14 protein-coding genes and 1 other RNA gene are annotated in these 18,654 nt (G+C 46.8%); 5 read left to right on the forward strand and 10 right to left on the reverse strand.

Annotated features, from left to right (window positions below):
• Positions 1 to 8: 8 nt before the first annotated feature.
• Genes P3C17_RS03275 through P3C17_RS03290 form a run of 4 tightly spaced genes read right to left on the reverse strand, consistent with a single transcriptional unit; the run spans position 9 to position 5,714 of the window.
• Positions 9 to 1,277 (reverse strand): pirin family protein, encoded by a 1,269-nt coding sequence (locus tag P3C17_RS03275; RefSeq protein ID WP_300928080.1) that lies wholly within the window; start codon positions 1,275 to 1,277, stop codon positions 9 to 11.
• A 59-nt stretch (positions 1,278 to 1,336) separates the two neighbouring features.
• Positions 1,337 to 2,854: an FAD-binding domain-containing protein gene (locus tag P3C17_RS03280; RefSeq protein WP_300928081.1), complete on the reverse strand. Its 1,518-nt coding sequence runs from the start codon at positions 2,852 to 2,854 to the stop codon at positions 1,337 to 1,339.
• Positions 2,851 to 4,194 (reverse strand): FAD-binding domain-containing protein, encoded by a 1,344-nt coding sequence (locus P3C17_RS03285; RefSeq protein WP_300928082.1) that lies wholly within the window; start codon positions 4,192 to 4,194, stop codon positions 2,851 to 2,853. Before P3C17_RS03285 ends, P3C17_RS03280 begins: the two co-directional genes overlap by 4 nt.
• The gene (locus P3C17_RS03290) at positions 4,191 to 5,714 is read right to left on the reverse strand and encodes a cryptochrome/photolyase family protein (RefSeq protein ID WP_300928083.1); all 1,524 of its coding nucleotides are present in this window, start codon (positions 5,712 to 5,714) and stop codon (positions 4,191 to 4,193) included. Before P3C17_RS03290 ends, P3C17_RS03285 begins: the two co-directional genes overlap by 4 nt.
• 216 nt (positions 5,715 to 5,930) lie before the next feature.
• On the opposite strand from P3C17_RS03290, the gene P3C17_RS03295 reads away from it, so the two are divergent.
• Positions 5,931 to 6,452, forward strand: coding sequence for a DUF2796 domain-containing protein (locus P3C17_RS03295; RefSeq protein ID WP_300928084.1), 522 nt, complete (start codon positions 5,931 to 5,933; stop codon positions 6,450 to 6,452).
• Positions 6,453 to 6,527: 75 nt separating this feature from the next.
• Here P3C17_RS03295 and P3C17_RS03300 read toward each other — a convergent pair whose 3' ends face one another.
• Positions 6,528 to 7,085, reverse strand: coding sequence for a DUF3299 domain-containing protein (locus P3C17_RS03300; protein ID WP_300928085.1), 558 nt, complete (start codon positions 7,083 to 7,085; stop codon positions 6,528 to 6,530).
• 67 nt (positions 7,086 to 7,152) lie between these two features.
• Between P3C17_RS03300 and P3C17_RS03305 the strand changes: the two genes are divergently transcribed.
• The 3 genes from P3C17_RS03305 (at position 7,153) to P3C17_RS03315 (ending at position 10,913) form a co-directional block, all read left to right on the forward strand.
• Entirely contained in the window at positions 7,153 to 7,848 is a 696-nt protein-coding gene (locus P3C17_RS03305; protein WP_300928086.1) for an ABC transporter ATP-binding protein, read from the forward strand.
• Positions 7,842 to 9,101 carry an ABC transporter permease gene (locus tag P3C17_RS03310; protein WP_300928087.1) on the forward strand — a complete coding sequence of 420 codons (1,260 nt, stop codon included), beginning with the start codon at positions 7,842 to 7,844 and terminating at the stop codon, positions 9,099 to 9,101. Before P3C17_RS03305 ends, P3C17_RS03310 begins: the two co-directional genes overlap by 7 nt.
• A gap of 156 nt (positions 9,102 to 9,257) precedes the next feature.
• Positions 9,258 to 10,913: a diguanylate cyclase gene (locus P3C17_RS03315; RefSeq protein ID WP_300928088.1), complete on the forward strand. Its 1,656-nt coding sequence runs from the start codon at positions 9,258 to 9,260 to the stop codon at positions 10,911 to 10,913.
• 66 nt (positions 10,914 to 10,979) lie between these two features.
• On the opposite strand, the gene P3C17_RS03320 is transcribed toward P3C17_RS03315, so the two are convergent.
• Positions 10,980 to 14,834, reverse strand: a complete 3,855-nt coding sequence (locus tag P3C17_RS03320) for a PAS domain S-box protein (RefSeq protein WP_300928089.1) — start codon at positions 14,832 to 14,834, stop codon at positions 10,980 to 10,982.
• A gap of 387 nt (positions 14,835 to 15,221) precedes the next feature.
• Here P3C17_RS03320 and P3C17_RS03325 point away from each other — a divergent pair, with 387 nt between their 5' ends.
• A complete protein-coding gene (locus tag P3C17_RS03325; protein ID WP_300928090.1) occupies positions 15,222 to 16,118 on the forward strand; it encodes an alpha/beta hydrolase-fold protein in 897 nt (298 codons plus the stop codon).
• 241 nt (positions 16,119 to 16,359) lie between these two features.
• On the opposite strand, the gene P3C17_RS03330 is transcribed toward P3C17_RS03325, so the two are convergent.
• The 4 genes from P3C17_RS03330 to smpB form a co-directional block, all read right to left on the reverse strand.
• Positions 16,360 to 16,998, reverse strand: coding sequence for a DUF6338 family protein (locus tag P3C17_RS03330; protein WP_300928091.1), 639 nt, complete (start codon positions 16,996 to 16,998; stop codon positions 16,360 to 16,362).
• 34 nt (positions 16,999 to 17,032) lie between these two features.
• Positions 17,033 to 17,266, reverse strand: a complete 234-nt coding sequence (gene vapB / locus P3C17_RS03335; RefSeq protein ID WP_300928092.1) for a type II toxin-antitoxin system VapB family antitoxin — start codon at positions 17,264 to 17,266, stop codon at positions 17,033 to 17,035.
• 291 nt (positions 17,267 to 17,557) lie between these two features.
• Positions 17,558 to 17,917: a transfer-messenger RNA gene (gene ssrA, locus P3C17_RS03340) on the reverse strand.
• A gap of 168 nt (positions 17,918 to 18,085) precedes the next feature.
• A complete protein-coding gene (gene smpB / locus P3C17_RS03345) occupies positions 18,086 to 18,568 on the reverse strand; it encodes an SsrA-binding protein SmpB (protein ID WP_300928093.1) in 483 nt (160 codons plus the stop codon).
• Positions 18,569 to 18,654: the final 86 nt, after the last annotated feature.

Below are 18,654 nucleotides of genomic sequence, written 5' to 3' on the forward strand. Positions count from 1 at the left end.
GTGTCAGATCAAGGTGCAGGGATCCATTCCGCATCGTCAGTCAAACGAGGAAAATTGCCACTGTTCCATTCTTCTTTCGCCTGAGCTAAACGCTCCGGACTACGAGCTACAAAGTTCCAGTTTAGCAATACTGGATCTTCCACCTCATCGCCGCCTAACACCATAAAGTGTGCTCCATCATCGCCAGCGACCACTGTTAAATCCTCTGTCATGACCAGCATTTGACCTGCACTGAGCACTGGTTCTTTCAGTGAACCAGCGGCCAGATAAATGGCCAGTTGCTGCTCAGATTTAGGCAAAGCCAGACTACTGCATGGATCCAGTTTCAGTTCGGCATAACAGCAACGCGCAGGGAAGCTCACTACGGATGTCTGGGAAAAATATTCACCTAAGAGTACACGTATCTCACTGCCTGGCACCTGAATAGCCGGAAATAATGCGGCAGGGTAATGCTGGAAAGCAGGTTCTGATTCGGCTTCATCTTCCGGTAAAACTAACCAGATTTGCATACCTTCCACTTTCACCTGTTCAGTACGGATATCTGCAGGAATACGTTCGGAATGGGCGATACCGCGACCAGCGCGCATCAGATTGACAGCACCAGGTTCAATTCGTTGATTATTGCCAAGAGTATCGCGATGCTGCATAGCTCCGGAAAACAAGTAGGTTACAGTCGCAAGACCAATATGTGGATGCTGGCGCACGTCACCTTCAGTGCTATTTGGGGTAAAAGTAGCAGGGCCCATATGATCCACAAAAATAAAAGGACCAACACGGCGCTGCACTTTGGCCGGTATCAATCGTTTGATGATAAAGCCAATATCACGTTCTTGTGGCTGAATAATCAAAGGTTCTGCCTCACTTGTTGCTGCTGGTTGTGCTTTCAGGCTGGTGTGCACTTGCACTTCGGTTTGAGTCATCAGTTTGTGGATAGGGCATTTGTCAGCAATGGCCAGCAATTGCTCCCGTTGCTCTGTGGTTAATTCACCAATTAACTCCAGACTGACATGCAACTGATACAAACCTTTTGCTTCAGCACTGTCATCCCGACTGATTTCAACTTTGATTTCTTGCAACGGGATATTTTTGCGTTTGGCATAAAGCTGTAGCGTCATGGCTTTGCACGTGGCCAGTGCAGCATCAAATAAATCATGTGGATCCGGTCCTGTCGCTGAGCCACCAGCAGCTTCTGATGCATCAGCATTAAGCTGATGACTGCTGATCTGGATGGTCTGACGTAATTGACCCGGTGTATGTTGGCTGACAGTAATGGTCATAAATAAATCCTTTTTAAGGTAACTGAACTCAGCATAACCTAGATAGACCTACCAGTGCTTTATTCGTTCAGATCTAAGCTCAACTGTCCTGCATTACCTGCAGATTTAACACTGCGTCCTGTTGCTCTTTTTCGGCTGGCATGGCGCTGTACCACTTGCCGTTTTTGTTCACGCCACCACTGCGGGTCTTGCTGTTGTTTGCATTCAGTGATGCGCTGTTTTGCCAATCGCATGGCCTGTTGCAAGTCCACAACTGGCATAGGGTAATCAGAGCCCAGCACGCATCCATACTGGCGCTGCAAGGATAGTGGCATGAGCCAGGGTTGATGCAGCCAGCTATCTGGCAGCAGCCTTAATTCAGGACACCAGCGTCTGATAAAGTGCCCTTGTGGATCTTTTTGCTGACTTTGCAGCACAGGGTTGTACATTCGGTTTGGATTGATACCTGTAGTACCAGCTTGCATTTGAATTTGTGGGTAATGAATGCCTGGCTCATAATCAACAAAACATTGCGCCAGATGCAAAGCCACAGGTCGCCAGTCCAGCCATAAGTGGTAGCAAGCGAAAGCCACTAACATGGCCCTGGCACGAAAATGTAACCAGCCTGTCGCCAGCAACGCTCTCATGCAGGCATCAATCAATGGATAACCTGTGTAGCCATTAGACCAGGCCCAAAACCAATCCGTATCAAAACTTTGTTTACGTAAGCGGGCATAACCCGGATGCAAGGCCTCAGTTTCAATCAGCGGGTCGGATTCAAGCTTCTGAATAAAATGGCAATGCCAGCGCAATCTGCTGTAAAAAGACGACAAACCAAAGCTTAAAGCTGGTTGTTGTTTAATCTGCCTTAAGGTCTGTTGCTGCAAAGCTCTCAGGCTGAGTTGGCCATAAGCCAGGTAAGGACTCAGGCGTGAGCTGCTGTGTTGCGCTTTTTCGGGCAACGAAATATGTCGGCTGTAGTCTTTGGCTCTGTAGTTAAAAAAGCTTTGTACTGTATCGGGTAGGGTGAATGCGGTTTGCCCTGAACTGCAGACGGGCAAATCCAAAGCCCTCTGTGGCCTAAAAGACTGTAGCGGCTGCCGGCCATGGCAGAGAAAAGCCAAAGCTGTTGGTGTTTGGTACAAAGCACCGGATAAATACAGATCCGCTTGTTTAGCCCACGAGTCGCGGTCTTTTAAAGCCCTAAACACAGCGTGTTGCTGGAATTGTCGCCATGGGATGGCCAGCTCTTTCAGTAGATGTTTTACCGCCAGATCACGCTGGAAAGTCCACAAGTTGCCGGTTTCTTCGTGGCTGAGGACCTGGGCGATCGGGAACTCCTGACACAACTGTCGAAGTACTTGTGTTGCAGGACCTTTGAGCACCAACAAAGGCTGACCTAAGGTGGTTAACTGTTGGTCCAGCAGCTGCAGGCTTTGTTCGATAAAAAGCCATTGCCGCACTGAGGTATCAGGCTGTTGCCAGTAATCAGGTTCAATAATATACAAAGGCAATACAGCACCTTGTCGTGCCGCTTCTGCCAAAGGGCCATGGTCATCAATACGTAAATCACGCTTAAACCAGACCAGACTGATCATGGGGTTGCCGTCAGTTGCTGTAGAAAAGGCAACCAAAAATCCTGCACAGGCACTTGCGGGGCGGGCAAATGCACTAAGGTGCCAACTGCTGTTTTTTCCGGTAGCCAGCGACGGACAAAGTCACCTTGTGGATCATGAGTTAAAGCTTGTTTGATTTGATTAAATTGCCGGGCACCACTATTACCGACCCCAGCTATGTAAGCCCAGTTACACCAGTTACTGGCACAATCATAATCCAGCAAATGATGTTCAAAAAAAACAGCGCCTAAACGCCAGTCCTGCTGTAATTCAAAAATAAGATAACTGGCGACATTCTGCCTGCCACGGTTTGACATCCAGCCTGTGTGTAACAACATCTTGATATTGGCATCGACAAAAGGCAGGCCTGTTTGGCCTTGGCACCAAAGTTCAAAGCGTTGATCAGGAACTGCTGCAGAGAAATCCAGCGGCGGACGAAAGGCATTTTTACTAAACCAGGCGCTGCTGTGCTGTCGCATTTGCCAGCGAAAATACTCGCGCCATAGCAGCTCAAAGCGGATCCAGTAGGTGGACTCGTTGTTGATCTGTTGTTGTTCAAAATCCAGTACCTGCTGCCAGGCATAACAAGCGGACAAGCAGCCGTTGGCCAGATAAAAGGACCACAAACTACTGTTCCATTCACCATCCAAAGCATCGCGGCTTTGTTTGWAGTGGCGGACTGCTTGTTGTTGCCAGATAAACTGCATCAGTCGCTCTAATGCTGCTGCTTCGCTGAGCAAAGCTGCTGCTGGATTGTGATACTGGCTGATAAAGTCTGCTGTGGCAGTATCTAAAGCCTGTTCAGCTTCGCCGTAAAACTGCGGAGAAACAGCGTAATGCTGTGGCTGTTGCACCAAAAGCTCTGGTTCACGTTCTCGTCTGAAGGCAGAGAAGCTTTTTGGCAAAGTGGCCAGCTCCGGTCTTAGCTGATGCTGTAACAAAGAGTTGATATCGTAAAGCTTTAGTTTCAAGCCTGTGTGCTGCAGTTGCTGGTACTGCTCTGGTGCTGTAGGTTCAGCTGCAATCAAGCTCTGTGCCTGATACTGCTCTGCTAACTGCTGCAGGCAGTTGGAGGTGCTGCCAATGCGAATATGCAGCAGCAGTTGTTTTTCCTGCCATTGCTGTTGCCAGTCCAGCATGAGCTTTAGTTGAGCCTGCAAGCGCTGCAGGCCGGCGCGGCGTATACCGTATTGCGTGCTGAGATACTCAGCAGGGTCTAACACCAGAACTGCGATCAGTTGGTCAAATTCTGCTTGTTCTGACAGCAGCCGATTATCGTGCCAGCGCATGGCTTGATTAAATAGCACCAAAGCCCGTTTCATAGCTGCTCCAGATGGATTAGCAACTGCTGAGCTTTTTCATTGATTTTTAAACGTTCTTCATCTGATTTACGAAACCAGTTCTGATAACTCAGCTGCATTCTGGCATTACCGGATAACAACGCCTGATTCCGTTCGAGAAAATTCCAGTACAAAGCATTAAAAGGGCAGGCTGTGGGGCTGGTGGTTTCACTGACATCGTAAGCGCAACTTTTGCAGTAATTGCTCATACGCTGAATGTATTTACCGCTGGCGGCATAAGGTTTAGACGCCAGTACGCCTTCATCGGCGAATAACGCCATACCGAGCGTATTTGGCAGTTCAACCCACTCGTACGCATCCGCATACACAGCCAGATACCAATCGCAGATTTCTTCGACGGACAAGCCCGCCAAGAGTGCAAAATTACCGGTGATCATTAAACGCTGAATATGGTGCGAATAGGCATGGTCAATAGTGTGACTGATGGCTTGTTGCATACAGCGCATTTTGGTTTCGCCTGTCCAGTAATAGGACGGCAAAGGGGTGTGAGCTTGTAAAAAGTTACGATTTTTGTAGTCTGGCATCAGTAACCAGTACAAACCCCGCACATATTCGCGCCAGCCAATCAATTGACGAATAAAACCTTCGGCGGCATTCAGTGGCACTTTGCCTTCTTTATAAGCCAGCTCCACTTTTTGGCACACCCAGCGCACATCCAGCAGGCCGCAGTTTAAGTACATAGAGCAAATGCTATGAAACAGATGAGGCTCATTCAACTGCATCGCATCCTGATAGTCGCCAAAGAGTGGCAACTGATGCTCAACAAAATGCAAAAACGCCTGACGTGCCTGCTTGCCTGTGACTGCGTAACTAAAACTGTCTGCATGCCCCATATTGTTGGCAAACTGCTGTTTCACTAAAGCTATGACTTGACTGGTTATTTCGTCGGGTTCGAACTTGAGAATGTCTGGTAACTGTTGCTTAGCCGACATGGCTTTTCTGTTGCTGGCATCAAAATTCCACTGTCCGCCTACAGGTGCTCCGTCTTGCATCAAAAGACCGGTATAGCGGCGCATTTCACGGTAGAAATACTCCATTCGATACTGTTTTCGACCTTGAGCCCAGTGCTGAAACATGGCTTTTGTGGCAATAAACCTGTCGTCTTCCAGCATCAATACAGGACGTTGAAACAAGCCCTGCCAGCTTAGAATTTCCTGCTCTAACCTGTATTCGCCACATTCAGTAATACAAATTTGCTCCAGCTCTGGATAGCTCGCCAGTTCTATGGCCACAGCTTCGGTCAGGCTGCTGACTTTTTGCTGGTAGTCTATATAGCTGACGTGGATCCCTTGCTGCTGCAGCACTGCAGCAAAATGGCGCATTGCACTGAAAATCAGAATAATTTTTTGTTTGTGATGGGGGGTATAACTGGCTTCACTGGCTACTTCAGCCATTAACACTCTGTCTTGAGGTTGCACGTCACGTAAAGATGAAAGCGCAGGACTGAGCTGATCACCTAATACCAGAATTAATTTCGCCATTCAGCTTTGCCATTAGTTTGCTTTTTGATACGGCAGGGACTCTTAATCAGATCAATTGGAATTTCGCAGGGCTGATACCGTTGGATCTACAAAAAACTGCGGCAAAAAGCCAAATCAGACCGCTTATACTAAGGGGGCTGAGGTTATGATAAAGCAGAATTTTTTGCTTTGGAGTGGGCCGTGATGAAATCAACAACAGTGAATACAAAAACAATAATGTCAGGTTTGCTTCTCAGTGGTCTGTTGACCGGCACTGCTGTGGCTCAGGAACACCATCATGAAGAACATGGCAGTCACACTCACGGTCAGGCAACTCTGACTTTTGTGCTGGAAGGCAATGAGGCAGAGCTGGCTTTTGCCACTCCAACCGCTAACGTTGTGGGTTTTGAACATCAGGCGACAGATGATACACAGCGCCAGTTAGTGCAGAAGATGATTGCAGACTTTACCTCGGCCAACTGGTTTAGTTTTGATGCTCAGGCACATTGTACAGTCACGGGCACAGATATCAGTTCTGACTTAACTGCGGAGCGTACCACTAAACCACAGCACGCAGATTTAAATGCCAATTACACCCTGGTTTGCCAGAATCCGGCGCGTTTACAGGCATTGACGCTTGACTTAGCAGCTATCGCCGCTGGTGTGGAGAAAGTCACAGTACAGTGGATTGTAAATGGTGAACAAGGGGCCGCAGACTGGGCCGCGGGATCAGGCGCTTTGTCTCTGACAGCGCAGTAAGCCAACAAAGCATTCATCACCAATAAAAAAAATCGGCAAAAGCCGATTTTTTTTATTTTGGGTGAAAGAAATCACTTACTCATAGGTATATTCTTCAATTTTATCGGCTTTCATAGAGTAGGCTGATTTTGCTAAATCATGACTCATGGTTTCAGTGGTTAAAGTGCCGCTGATCCAGAAAGGCGAATAAATCATATCACCCTGAATTTTTTGCTTGTTGGTGACAAAAATAATCTGGTTTGGTGGTGGTGGTGGCACGTGGATACAAGCACCAAAATAAGGCACTAAAAAGAATGCAGTGACGTTTTGGTCTGCATCGTATTCCACTGGCACAATAAAACCAGGAACCCTCACTTTTTTATTGTTCAGCTCGCCTTTGACATTGGCAGACATCAACACTTCATTCCAGGCCGCTGCGGCCGGGTCCTGATTACCAAAAGCCTGATTTAATGCACCTCCAGCTGGAGATTCGCCACCTTCATGGCTGATTTCCGGCAGTTGTTCCATCTTTTTTAAATCTTCTTCTGGCAATAAATCTGTCCATTCCAATGTCTTGTAGTCTTCAGCTTTTGCCGGTAACGCAGTAAATGCGACCAAAGTCAGAATTAACGCCATGTATAACGATTTAACCATTGGAGCCTCAGCCTCTGCTTATGTTATAAGGTCTCAAAAGAAGCCGTATCATAACATGAGCATTGTAATGTCAGCGCACACAGACCTGAAAATTCCGGCACTTGAACTCAAATCTTTGGTGTTCAGTTGGCCGGGTCAAGCCGCTTTATTGGATATACCGCAACTGAAATTAGAGCAGGGCCAGCACTTATTTATTTATGGCTCATCCGGCTCAGGTAAAACCACCTTACTGAATTTGTTGGCCGGGATTTACCCTTGTAAGTACGGTGATATTTTGATCGCCGGTCAGTCCATGGCTGAATTGTCAGCGGCTAAACGGGATCAATTACGAGCCTCTTCTATAGGGGTGGTATTTCAGCAACTGAACTTAATTCCTTATTTGTCAGTGTTGCAAAACGTCTTGCTGGTCAGTGCTTTTGCTAAAAAAATCCCACAGGCAGAACAGCGAGCTCGTTATCTATTACAAAAACTGGGTTTAGAGCAGCAGTTGTGGCAAGCGCCAGCCAATCAATTAAGTGTTGGCCAGCAGCAGAGGGTGGCGATAGCCCGTGCTTTGTTGAGTCAGCCGGCTTTATTGATTGCCGACGAACCCACTTCAGCTTTGGATCATAAACACAGAGACAATTTTATGCAGCTGATGCTCAGCGAAGCTGAACTTTGTGGCACCACAGTGGTGTTTGTTAGCCATGACCCTGCTTTGCGTGCGTATTTTAAGTTTGAACTGGATATGGAGCAGTTACATAAAGGAGTTCAGCCATGTTAATGCAGTTGGCAAGAGCCAGTTTATGGAACCGTAAAGGCACAGTGCTGATGACGGTGATTTCGTTAACTATCAGTATCGCTTTGTTATTGGGTATCGACCATATACGTCATGAAGCCAAAAGCAGTTTTACCAGCACAGTGTCTGGTACCGATTTGATTGTTGGCGCCCGTTCCAGCCAGTTGAATTTATTGTTGTACTCGGTGTTTCGTATCGGCAATGCCACCAATAATATTGGCTGGCAGAATTATCAGCAGGTAAAAACTCATCCGCAGGTAGCCTGGAGTATTCCGCTTTCCTTAGGGGATTCCCACCGCGGTTATAGGGTCATAGGCACCAACGAAGACTATTTTAAGTTTTATCAGTATGGCGAAAAACAGCCGCTGAAACTGGCACAAGGTAAAGTATTTGCTGGGGTGTATCAGGCCGTTTTAGGTTCTGTCGTTGCGCAGAAACTGGGTTATCAGTTGGGTGAGCAAATCATTTTGTCGCATGGTGTCGGTAGCATCAGTTTTGCTCAGCACAAAGATAAGCCTTTTGAAGTGGTTGGTATTCTGGCACCGACAGGTACTCCTGTGGATCAGAGTGTACATATTCCACTTGAAGGCATAGAAGCTATTCATTTGGGCTGGCAAGGCGGTGGTATGCCAGCGCCAGGCAAAGGCATTAGTGCTGAACAAAGTCTGGCTATGGATTTAGAGCCTAAAGTCATTACCGCTTATATGCTGGGGCTCAAATCTAAAATGGCGACTTTTGCGGTGCAACGGCAGTTGAATGAATTTAAAGGCGAGCCACTGTCCGCCATTTTACCTGGCGTTGCTTTAGCAGAGCTGTGGCAAATGCTCAGTATGGTGGAGAATATGCTGCTGTTGATCACCGTATTAGTCATAGTGGCGACTCTGGTCGGTATAGTCACAACCTTATTGGCAGGGTTAAAAGAACGTCAGCGTGAAATGGCAATATTACGTGCTGTAGGGGCTCCGGCTTCCACTGTATTTTTACTGATAGAGCTGGAGTTACTGCTGATGGCGTTATTATCCATTGGCTCTGCATTTGTTATTTTAGTGGCCGGTCTCTGGGGCTTCCGCGAATTATTAGCCAGTCAATACGGGCTTTTTATCAGCATCAATCCTTGGCATGACCAAACTGGTTTATTGCTTGCTGCTGTGCTTGGCCTGACTTTGTTGCTGGGCGCTATTCCGGCCTTTTTGGCCTATCGCCGAGCCTTAGCTTCAGGATTAATGGTCAGGTTATAACTGATTTGGGCATATCCGTTTTGGGATATGCCCAATTTTTGTTGTTGTTTTAAGCACATAGCACACAAATTTCCTGGCAAATTTGTATTTCTCACTGGGATTTGTTTAATCATTTGTTATAGTAGAACTGCACCTACCATCGAACAATGACTGAGCATGACTGCAGAACAATCTAAATTAGAGCAACAACTGGCTAAGCTTCACCATCAATATATGGAGCGCTTACAAGCCGATATTCCTGTTTTAGCCTCTCAGGTAGGTAGCCTGGTTACCTTATCTGCTCAGCCAGACTGGCGTTCTTTGGTTACGACTCTTAAACATAAATTCCATACTTTAGCCGGTTCTGCCGGCACTTTCGGCTTGCCGCAACTGGGCAAGCTGGCAAAAAATCTGGAGCTGCAACTAAAAGACTGGTTAGCTGAAGACTCTGTGCCTGATCTTGGCAAAATTAATAGTTTTATGACCAGTTTCCAGCAAGTGCAGTATGCCCATCAAAGCGGCCATCAGGTGATGAACCTAACGTCTGCCAAACTGGATCTGTTGCATGATCAAAAAGCGACCATTTACGTACTGGAAGATGATGAAGAAATAGCCAATCATCTGACCCTGACGCTGGCCACTTTTGGTTACCAGATCCAAAGTTACAAGCGGATTGCCGAATTGGATCAGGCGCTGAAAACGCAGTTACCCGATGCTTTGATCCTGGATATTTCCTTGCCTGAAGAAGAACAAACAGGTTTGGATTACATTGCTGGTTTTCAGCGCAGTTTAGCTGAGGCTTTGCCTGTGCTGGTGTTAACCAGTCATAACAGCTTTGCACATCATTTGCAGGCTGTGCGTATAGGTGCCCAGGGCTATTTTGTTAAACCTCTAAACACCACAGCCCTTGAAGCCCGTTTACAGCGTTTATTGGCAGTAAGGCGGCGTGAAGCCTTCAGAGTGCTGATTGTGGATGATGATCAGCTTTTAGCAGAACATTATGCGCTGGTGTTGCAAGGCGCTGGCCTGCGTGCAGAAATTTTACTGGACCCTTCACAAATTTATGATGGCCTGAGCCGTTTCCGCCCCGATGTTATCTTGCTGGATGTGCTGATGCCTGATTGTTCAGGGCCTGAATTGGCTCAACTGATCCGGTTGCAGGATGAATGGCTTAGCGTACCTATTATTTACCTGTCTTCGGAAACAGACGGTGAACGTCAACTGGCAGCTCTGGTAAAAGGGGGTGATGATTTCCTGACCAAACCTATTACTGACACTGCGTTGATAGTGGCTGTTTTTGCAAGAGCGCAACGCGCCAGGCAACTGGCCGATATGATGACAAAAGACAGCTTAACCGGCTTGTTGCAACATGCCAGAGTAAAAGAGCGACTGAGCCATGAGTTGCAACGCAGTGAACGTACTGGTGAGCCTTTAAGTGTGGTGATGCTGGATATTGATCACTTTAAAAAGGTCAATGATAACTATGGTCATCTGACAGGGGATCAGGTGATTAGCAGTTTAGCCAACTTAATAAAGCAGCAACTGCGTAAAACCGACATTATTGGCCGCTATGGTGGCGAAGAGTTTTTACTGATTTTGCCTGATTGTAATCAACAGCAAGCTTTTGGCCTGGTAGAACAACTCCGCCAGTCTTTTGCCAGCTTACCTTTTAGTTTTGACTACCAGAATTTCCAATGTACTTTCAGTGCTGGTATTTGCCAGGCTACAGCGACAGATCAAACCGATCAATTGATCGATCAGGCTGATAAAGCCTTGTACGCGTCCAAACATGCAGGGCGAAATCAAACCCAGCTGTATCAACCAGCTTCTTAACACTCATTAAACTAAACAGCCTGACGAGACTGTTGTCTCAACAGGCTGAGTTTCAGCTTTAGCTTGCTACTGCAACGGCGGCAGTAAGCTTTTTAACTGCTGTAGTAACGCAGGTAAGTCGATTCTGCTTTTTGCTAAGACTAAATCCACCTGATGCCGCTGCGCCTGATTTAACTCCTGAGCTGACCAAATCACCACAGGAGTCTGTGGCTGTCGAACCGCTAATTCAGGCAACAACTCCAGGCCTGAGCCATCAGGCAAGCCAATATCCAAAATCACTAAATCAAATCTTTGGCTATTTAATAGTTGCAGAGCCGATTTGACACTGGTGGCTTGTACTGACGAAGCAAAGTCAGCCAGATGCATGGCCAATATTTGGCCTAAATGGGGGTCATCTTCCACATGCAGAATTCTGATGCTCTGGTTTTTATCTGCTCCTAATAACAGCTCCAGTTTTTCAAGCAGTGAAGAGGGCGACACAGGTTTATCCAGCCAATCCAGAGCGTGGATCCCACCTAACAGCTGAGTGTGATCATCTTTGGATTCGGAGCTGACGATCAGTACCGGAGTGGTCTGGTAGTGGCTACGGCTGCGCAATTCTGCAAAAAGAGCTGAACCATGGCCATCAGGCAAGTTCAGATCCAGGGTCACAGCCTGATATAAGTCCTGATCTAAAGCAGCTATTGCATCTTTTAATGTGGCAGCGCAGTGGCTTTGGTAACCCTGGCTGTGCAGCAACTGCATCACAAAGCCTGCGACGTGAGGATCATCTTCCACCACCAGTATTTTCGGCTGGATCAGGCTGGCTTGCCTGGCTTGAGTAAAACTCAGATAAAAACAGCTGCCTCTGGGGCTCAGGTTGTAAAAGCCAACTTTGCCTGCCATATGCTCAGCCAGCTCTTTGACTATAGATAACCCCAGGCCTGTGCCTTCGCTTTGTCTGCTGTCTGCACCATCAGCCTGTGAAAATTTCTCAAAGATAAAAGCTTTAAACTCATCTGTGATACCCGGACCTTCGTCTTCCACTTCAATCCGGACCTGACCCTCGTCCAGCACAGAGCGTACTTTAACTATTGAACCACCAGGTGAAAATTTGGCCGCGTTGGATAACAAATTCGCCATAATTTGCTGAAATCTCATCGCATCCACCATCACCAGGGCGTCCGCTTGTTCACAGAGTTGCAGCTGAACTCCATATTTATCCGCGTAAGGCTGATTGCTTTGGACTGCTTTTTCCAGCAGATCGGAAATCAGGCATAGACTCATTTCAAAATGCATTTTTCCTGCGACCAACTTATCTATATCCAACAGATCATTGATCAACTGGCTAAGTCTGGAGCTATTGTCCTTGGCGATATCGAGCATCGGTATCATAGCCGCTGGTACAGGGCCCAACACACCGCCAGTGATTAACGCCAAAGAGCCGGAAATAGAAGTCAGAGGGGTGCGCAGTTCATGGCTTACCATAGAAACAAACTGATTTTTCATCTGCTCAATACGGCGACGTTCAGTAATATCCTGAATAATGGACCAGATTTGCTGTTCACCTTCGTGATTTTTAATCAGCACTCCTGTGGCGGACACAGGTACCTTGTGTCCGTCGTTATGCAGCAATTCATGCTCCAATGGGCCATAACGGCCATTATGTTGCAGCTGCATCATCGGCTCGGTTGCCATAGTGGCATCATCCACAAATGATGGCCTCTGAGTCATGGCTCCGGCATTCTGGTACCCCAGCATGCGGTAAAACTCGGGGTTCGCTTCAAGAAAAACGCCATCACTAAAACGGTTCAGCACTATAGCCAGTGGTGCCATCTGATATAAAGAGGACAGTTTTTGTTCGCTTGAGCTTAAGGCCAGCAAGGCTTCGTGTTGCGAAGATACATCCCAGATAAAGCCATCTATATATAACAGTTCACCTTGCTCATCAAAAACACCCTGACCCAGTTCCTGCACCCAACGCAAGCTGCCATCTTGGTGATAAAGCCGGTATTCCACATGAAAACGTTGTTTATTAGCCAGAGCCTGCTGCACTAACGTATTGGCTTGTTCTGCATCGTCCAGATGATAAAGCCTGGAAAAACTCATTTCTTTGCTGCGGATTAGTTGCTGGGCTTTATAACCCGTCAGTGCAAAAACCTCGTCACTGATAAAAAGCATGGTCCAGTTGGCGTCATTTCGGCAGCGATAAACCACACCAGGTAAGTTATCCAACATAGAACGGTAACGTTGCTCACTCATCAGTAAGGCATGGTTTAAGTGTTCCAACTGCGTAACGTCAATAGCGACTCCCAAAAAGCCACGGATATTGTTTTGTTCATCGCGCATTGCAGACACGCTCAGGCGTACTTGTTTTCTATCTCCATTTTTACAGATGTAGGTCCATTGTCTGGTTTCGCTTTGACCTTGCTTTGCCAGATAAACAAAGACGTCAAAGCCCTGAATGCTTTGCTGATGATGTGTACTCAGTAGCTGGCCGTGAGCTTCCACTTCTGCCGGGTCGTGAAACAAGGCTGGACTATGTTGACCAACCAGTTCGTCTGCGCTGTAACCCAGCATACGTTCAGCTCCTGTATTAAACAGCTGAATAGTGCCGCTTGGGTCAACAGAAATCAGTGCTGCTTCTGTAGAGGAGTCAATAATGGCTTGCAGCCAGGAGCGGGTTTGCAGTATTTCAGTTTCTTTTTCTAATGCCTGAGTAACATCGGTGTGGACACCAAACATCAGTAGCGGCTGACCATCGCTGGTCCAGCTCATCACTTTACCTATGGCATGGATCCATACCCAGTGGCCATCCTGATGCCTCATTCTGAATTTTGTGTCGTAATATGGGCTTTGCCGGGCGAAATGCTGGCTCAATAACTTTTTTGACTGAACTAAATCGTCTGGATGGGTGAGCTCAGCCCACAAGGTAACCGAAGTGCAGCTCTGCTGTTGCAGGCCCAGTAGCTCAAACCAGCGTTGATTGTAAACAGTAGTTCCGGTTTGGACATTCCACTCCCAGGTACCAAGGTTGGAGCCATTGATAATGGCGTCCATTCTGTCATGCTCCTGCTTGATCTGGGCTTGTTGCTGATGCACTTCTGTGACATTGGCTGCAATAATCAAAATGCTTTCCACTTCAGCACGTTGATTTTTTTGGGGCACAAAGTTGACTTCAAAAACCTGCCCGCTGGCCGGTTTTGCATAAAAGTGTACTTGTTCCCCGCTCAGGCAAAGTTCCAGCGAGGTTTTAGCTTCAGCAAAAGGGGCTTCGCCAAACACTTCAAGAATAGTTTTTCCCAACATCTTAGTGGGTTCCAGCTCAAACCATTCGGCATATTTGTGGTTACAAAAAATGTAGCGAAAATTCGTATCGACCTGACCTAACAGCAAAGGGGCATTTTCAATGACAGTGGTTAAAGTGCGTTGTTGCTGATAATAAAGTTCAGCCTTTTGCCGCGCTTCCAGCAGCTGTACCGCTTGCATGCCTAGTAGTGTCAGGCTCTGTTGTTGTTCAGGTGTCAGCTCTCTTACTTTGGTGTCCACCACACACAAAGTACCTAGCGCAACACCATTACTTAAGGTCAGCGGGGTGCCGGCATATAAACGTATACCTTGCGGTTTGATGACATCAGGGTTGTCGGCAAAACGTGGGTCTGCGCTGGCATCTGAGACATAAGTCAGGGTATTTGGAGCTAAGATGCTGTGAGCACAAAAAGAGACGTCTCTGGTGGTCTGATGATGATCAAAACCAATCTTCGCTTTAAACCATTGCCTGTCTTTATCCACCAGCGTCATCACTGCATAAGGGGTTTGGCAAATATGACTGGCTAACTGTACCAGCGCATCAAAGGCCGCCTCAGGTGCTGTATCAAGAATATTCAGCGAATGTAGTGTTGCTAAACGTTGTACTTCGTTGGGTGGAAAAGCTGCCCGCATACCAAATTCCAGACAAGAGATATGAATTGAGTGTAACTGTAAATTTAGAAGCTTTTAAACAAAAAGCAGAAACAAAGCAGGTATTTAGCAGTTGAACAGAGCAATAAGTGTAAAGATTTGCCCTGACTCTGGTGTTTAAGCTGGCTTGTTGTATTTAAAGGGAATGACCGAACTCGCCTGTGATAAGCCGTTTGACTGACTTTATTTTTGTCAAAGCAGAACATTTTTAACGTGCATATAACCCACTTTGCCGTGGCTTTGGCTGAAATTGCAGCAAAGTAACATGACAAAAAACAAAAAGTCAGCGAGCATGGGGTAAGGGGTAAAATGGGGAGCGCAGGCTTGTCGAGCCTGAAATCCTGCGGCGTAATGATCAAAGGGAGTTTTATGTTCTGCAGACTATTATTTTTATGCACTTTGTTGCTGGTGAGTGTTGCGCAAGCCTCAGAGGCGCAGCTGTTAAGGCAAGATTATCAAAGTACAGTAGATGGCTTAAAACGGCAGTATTTTGTTTATTTGCCTGCGGGCTATGATCAAAAGGCTGCACAAAAATGGCCGGTGTTGTTGTTTTTGCACGGTAACGGCGAACGTGGCAACGGCCTGGATGAGCTGGATTACACTATGGTTCACGGCCCTTTATACGAGGCCTGGGTACAAAAACGTGACCTGCCTTTTATTATGATAGTGCCGCAATTGCATATGTTTGATATGGGTAAACTGCCTTATATCGCCAACCGCAGCAAAGCTGATATTCCCAAGCGCTTAGCGGATGGCGTACCGCCACGCCCTGTGATGTTCCCATCCGATAAAACCATAGCGCCAGCTAAGGTGGTCACTGATATGTCGAAAGTGCCTGTGTTATTGCCAGATGGCTGGGAAAGGGCAGAGCAGGATCTGTTAGCGATGCTTGCGACTGTGCAGAAAAATTACAACACAGATACCAAACGGCTTTATATCTCTGGTATTAGCTACGGTGGTTTTGGCACCTGGTATATGGCCAGCAAACACCCGCAGTTATTCGCTGCCGCTGCCCCTGTAGTGGCTTGGGGTCATCCGGATCTAATGCCGCCTATAGCCAAAGCTAAGCTACCACTCTGGGTAATAGCTGCAGGCCGGGATTCGGCTATCAATAAAGACAATTTATATCCAGGCATAGAGACACTGCGCCAGTTAGGCCATACCAATGTACGTTTTAGTATGCTGGAACAAGCCGAACACGACGCCTGGCGCCAGGTGTATGAAGGCTGGGATATTTATGGCTGGTTGCTGGGGCAGGGGAAGTAGGGTTTTGATGATGTCTGTAGCTAGTACACCAAAAAGCCGCCGTTAGGTAGCTTCTTGGTTTACTAGACGCTCAATTGAACCTTAGTAACTTGAAGCGAGCTCTAAAAGGTACTGTTTCTTGCTATTACCGTTTTAGCTTTATCTGTTTGGCGCAGGAGGAGGAGGCGGCGGCGGCGCAGGACGAGAAAAGGCAACAGGCCTATTATTGGCTCCATTTCCTGTTAGCTGTGAAGGTGTAGGGTTAGATTGTTTTTTCATCTATGTTCTCGCTATGTTTCCAAGACGCTTCACTCATAAACTCGACCCATCGTACATCTTTTGCGTCTATCAGTATAGACTCTACTTTCGACTGAATCCCCACGATTTCTTGGGTAGGATCTGTAATCCAGCTGTAGTGGATCAGTAAAAAATGCCCAGAATCTGGTTGAGAAGGCCACTCTATCGGCCACCCCATTAAGCGTCTTTCATCTTTAAAATGTAATACAACAAAAGTTATTTGCTTACTAAATGCGCTAAACCATTCCGACGGGTAGGATGTGTCTTTTGTTATTTTCAAAAATCTCAGACATTTATGTAGTTTGTCTGAATTCGCCAAATAGGTGAAAAGTAACCCTAGGGTTAAAGCTACGATTAGGGACGTTAAATGTCTTTTGTCACTGTTCCATATGCCAAATGATTTGTAGTGGCCTATAAGTAAGAACAAAGATTCTGCAAGATAGGTTACTGCTTGAACAAATAAAGTGAAAATTAGTGCCTGTACAACACGCTCGAACTCAGACTGCTTAGCATAAGAGGTCAAAGCATAAAATACCCAAGCCGTAACAAAACCAGGCAACAGAAACTGGAGTATTTCGATCACACTTGACTCTAGATTTCCCATAATCTAAAAATCCTTAACTTTGCAGGTTTTATCATTAAAACGTCTCTCGTTTTTGCTGCTCTTGACTAGCATATTCAGTCATAAAATCTTCAGTAACTGCTGCGCCCCGAAGAAAAAATGAATCCCAGGTATTTGCTATAGGCGTAAGGATGCGATCTTGCCCAACAACCCGAACATAGACTTTTTCCACTGTCTCTGGGAAATGAGTTTCTACTGGCAGGCTAATGATCTGACTGTTGTTATGTTGAAAGACAGTACCTGTTTTCATTATGTGTTCTCCATATACTGATGATGAAAACATATACCCGAATGCTTAGGTGCTCAAGGTATGTAACTGTTTTAGTATAAGTCTTAAAGCGGCCACCTTGCGGTGGCTGGATAGTTGGGGGGATTTATTCGCGGCTTTGCCGCTCACCTCTCGTTTGGCAACGAGAGGCCGCCCTTTGGGCGTTGTCTACACTTGCTGCGCAAGCTCCGGCTGAACCCCTAACGGTGCTTCGCGTCCACCGCGAAACCACAATAAAGCAAAAGGCCACCTTGCGGTGGCCTTTTGCTTTATTGGTGGAGCCGGGGGGATTTGAACCCCCGTCCGAAAAACCTAGATCGTCGGTACTACATGCTTATCCAGTTATTTAGTTAACCCTATGAGCGCCAGCTGGCAGGCTATCGTCGGGCGAGTCTGATTGGTTTTAGCATCTTGGCTCCAGACAAAGCCGCCATGCGATCCTATTAGGGGTGATCTTCCAGAGTCTCAGCTTATAGGCATGCGTGAGGGGAAGAGCGCTCTACTGCTTATTAGGCAGCGAGTGCGTATGTTTCGTCGTTTGCGACTACTAGTTTGCGGCTTTTTTACGAGGCCTACCGCACCTCGGCATGCACCTAAGAGTTCGTGAATCCCGTCGAATCCAGTATCGGCCCCGAATTCTTTAGTACTTCTGAACACTTCTGTGTTGAGCGCATTCTACGCTCTGCAGTTCAAGGCAGCAAGGTAAGAACTGGTCTTTTCTTGCTGCGTTTTGCTGTTATTACTCTATATGGTGATGAATTGAGCAATATCAAGCTGAAGTGGGCAAGAACCCGGCTTCAATTATCTTTTGCTGTGCTTCATCATGCGTTCTTTTTCACGCGACCAGTCTCTGTCTTTGATGTCGTCACGCTTATCAAAGTGCTTTTTACCTTTGGCCAAGTGGAACTCTAATTTCACCCAACAGGCTTTCCAGTACATGGAAGTAGCTATTAAGGTGTAACCGTCCTGCTCTTTTTTACCGACCAGTTTGTTCAGTTCACGTTTGTTCAGCAACAGCTTGCGCGAGCGCTCTGGATCACAAACCACGTGAGAAGATGCGCTGTGCAGCGCCTGAATTTGTGCACCAATTAAAAAAGCTTCGCCATCTTTGAGAATGACGTACGAGTCGGACAAATTCACTTTGCCTTCGCGGATACTTTTTATTTCCCAGCCTTGCAGACAGAGGCCTGCTTCAAACCTTTCTTCCAGGAAATAATCGTGTCGTGCTTTTCTGTTCTGGGCTATGGTGCCGCCCTGATTTTTGTTGTTTTGTTTTTTGCTCATCTTTGCTAAACGAATTAACTCTGTAAAAGCCAAGGAATTTTATGGCAAAAGGCTTGCGCCTGGGACATTGAGGCTACGGCCAGATC

The sequence above is a fragment of the Rheinheimera sp. 1928-s genome, from assembly GCF_029269265.1.
In the GTDB taxonomy this organism is placed as follows: domain Bacteria; phylum Pseudomonadota; class Gammaproteobacteria; order Enterobacterales; family Alteromonadaceae; genus Pararheinheimera.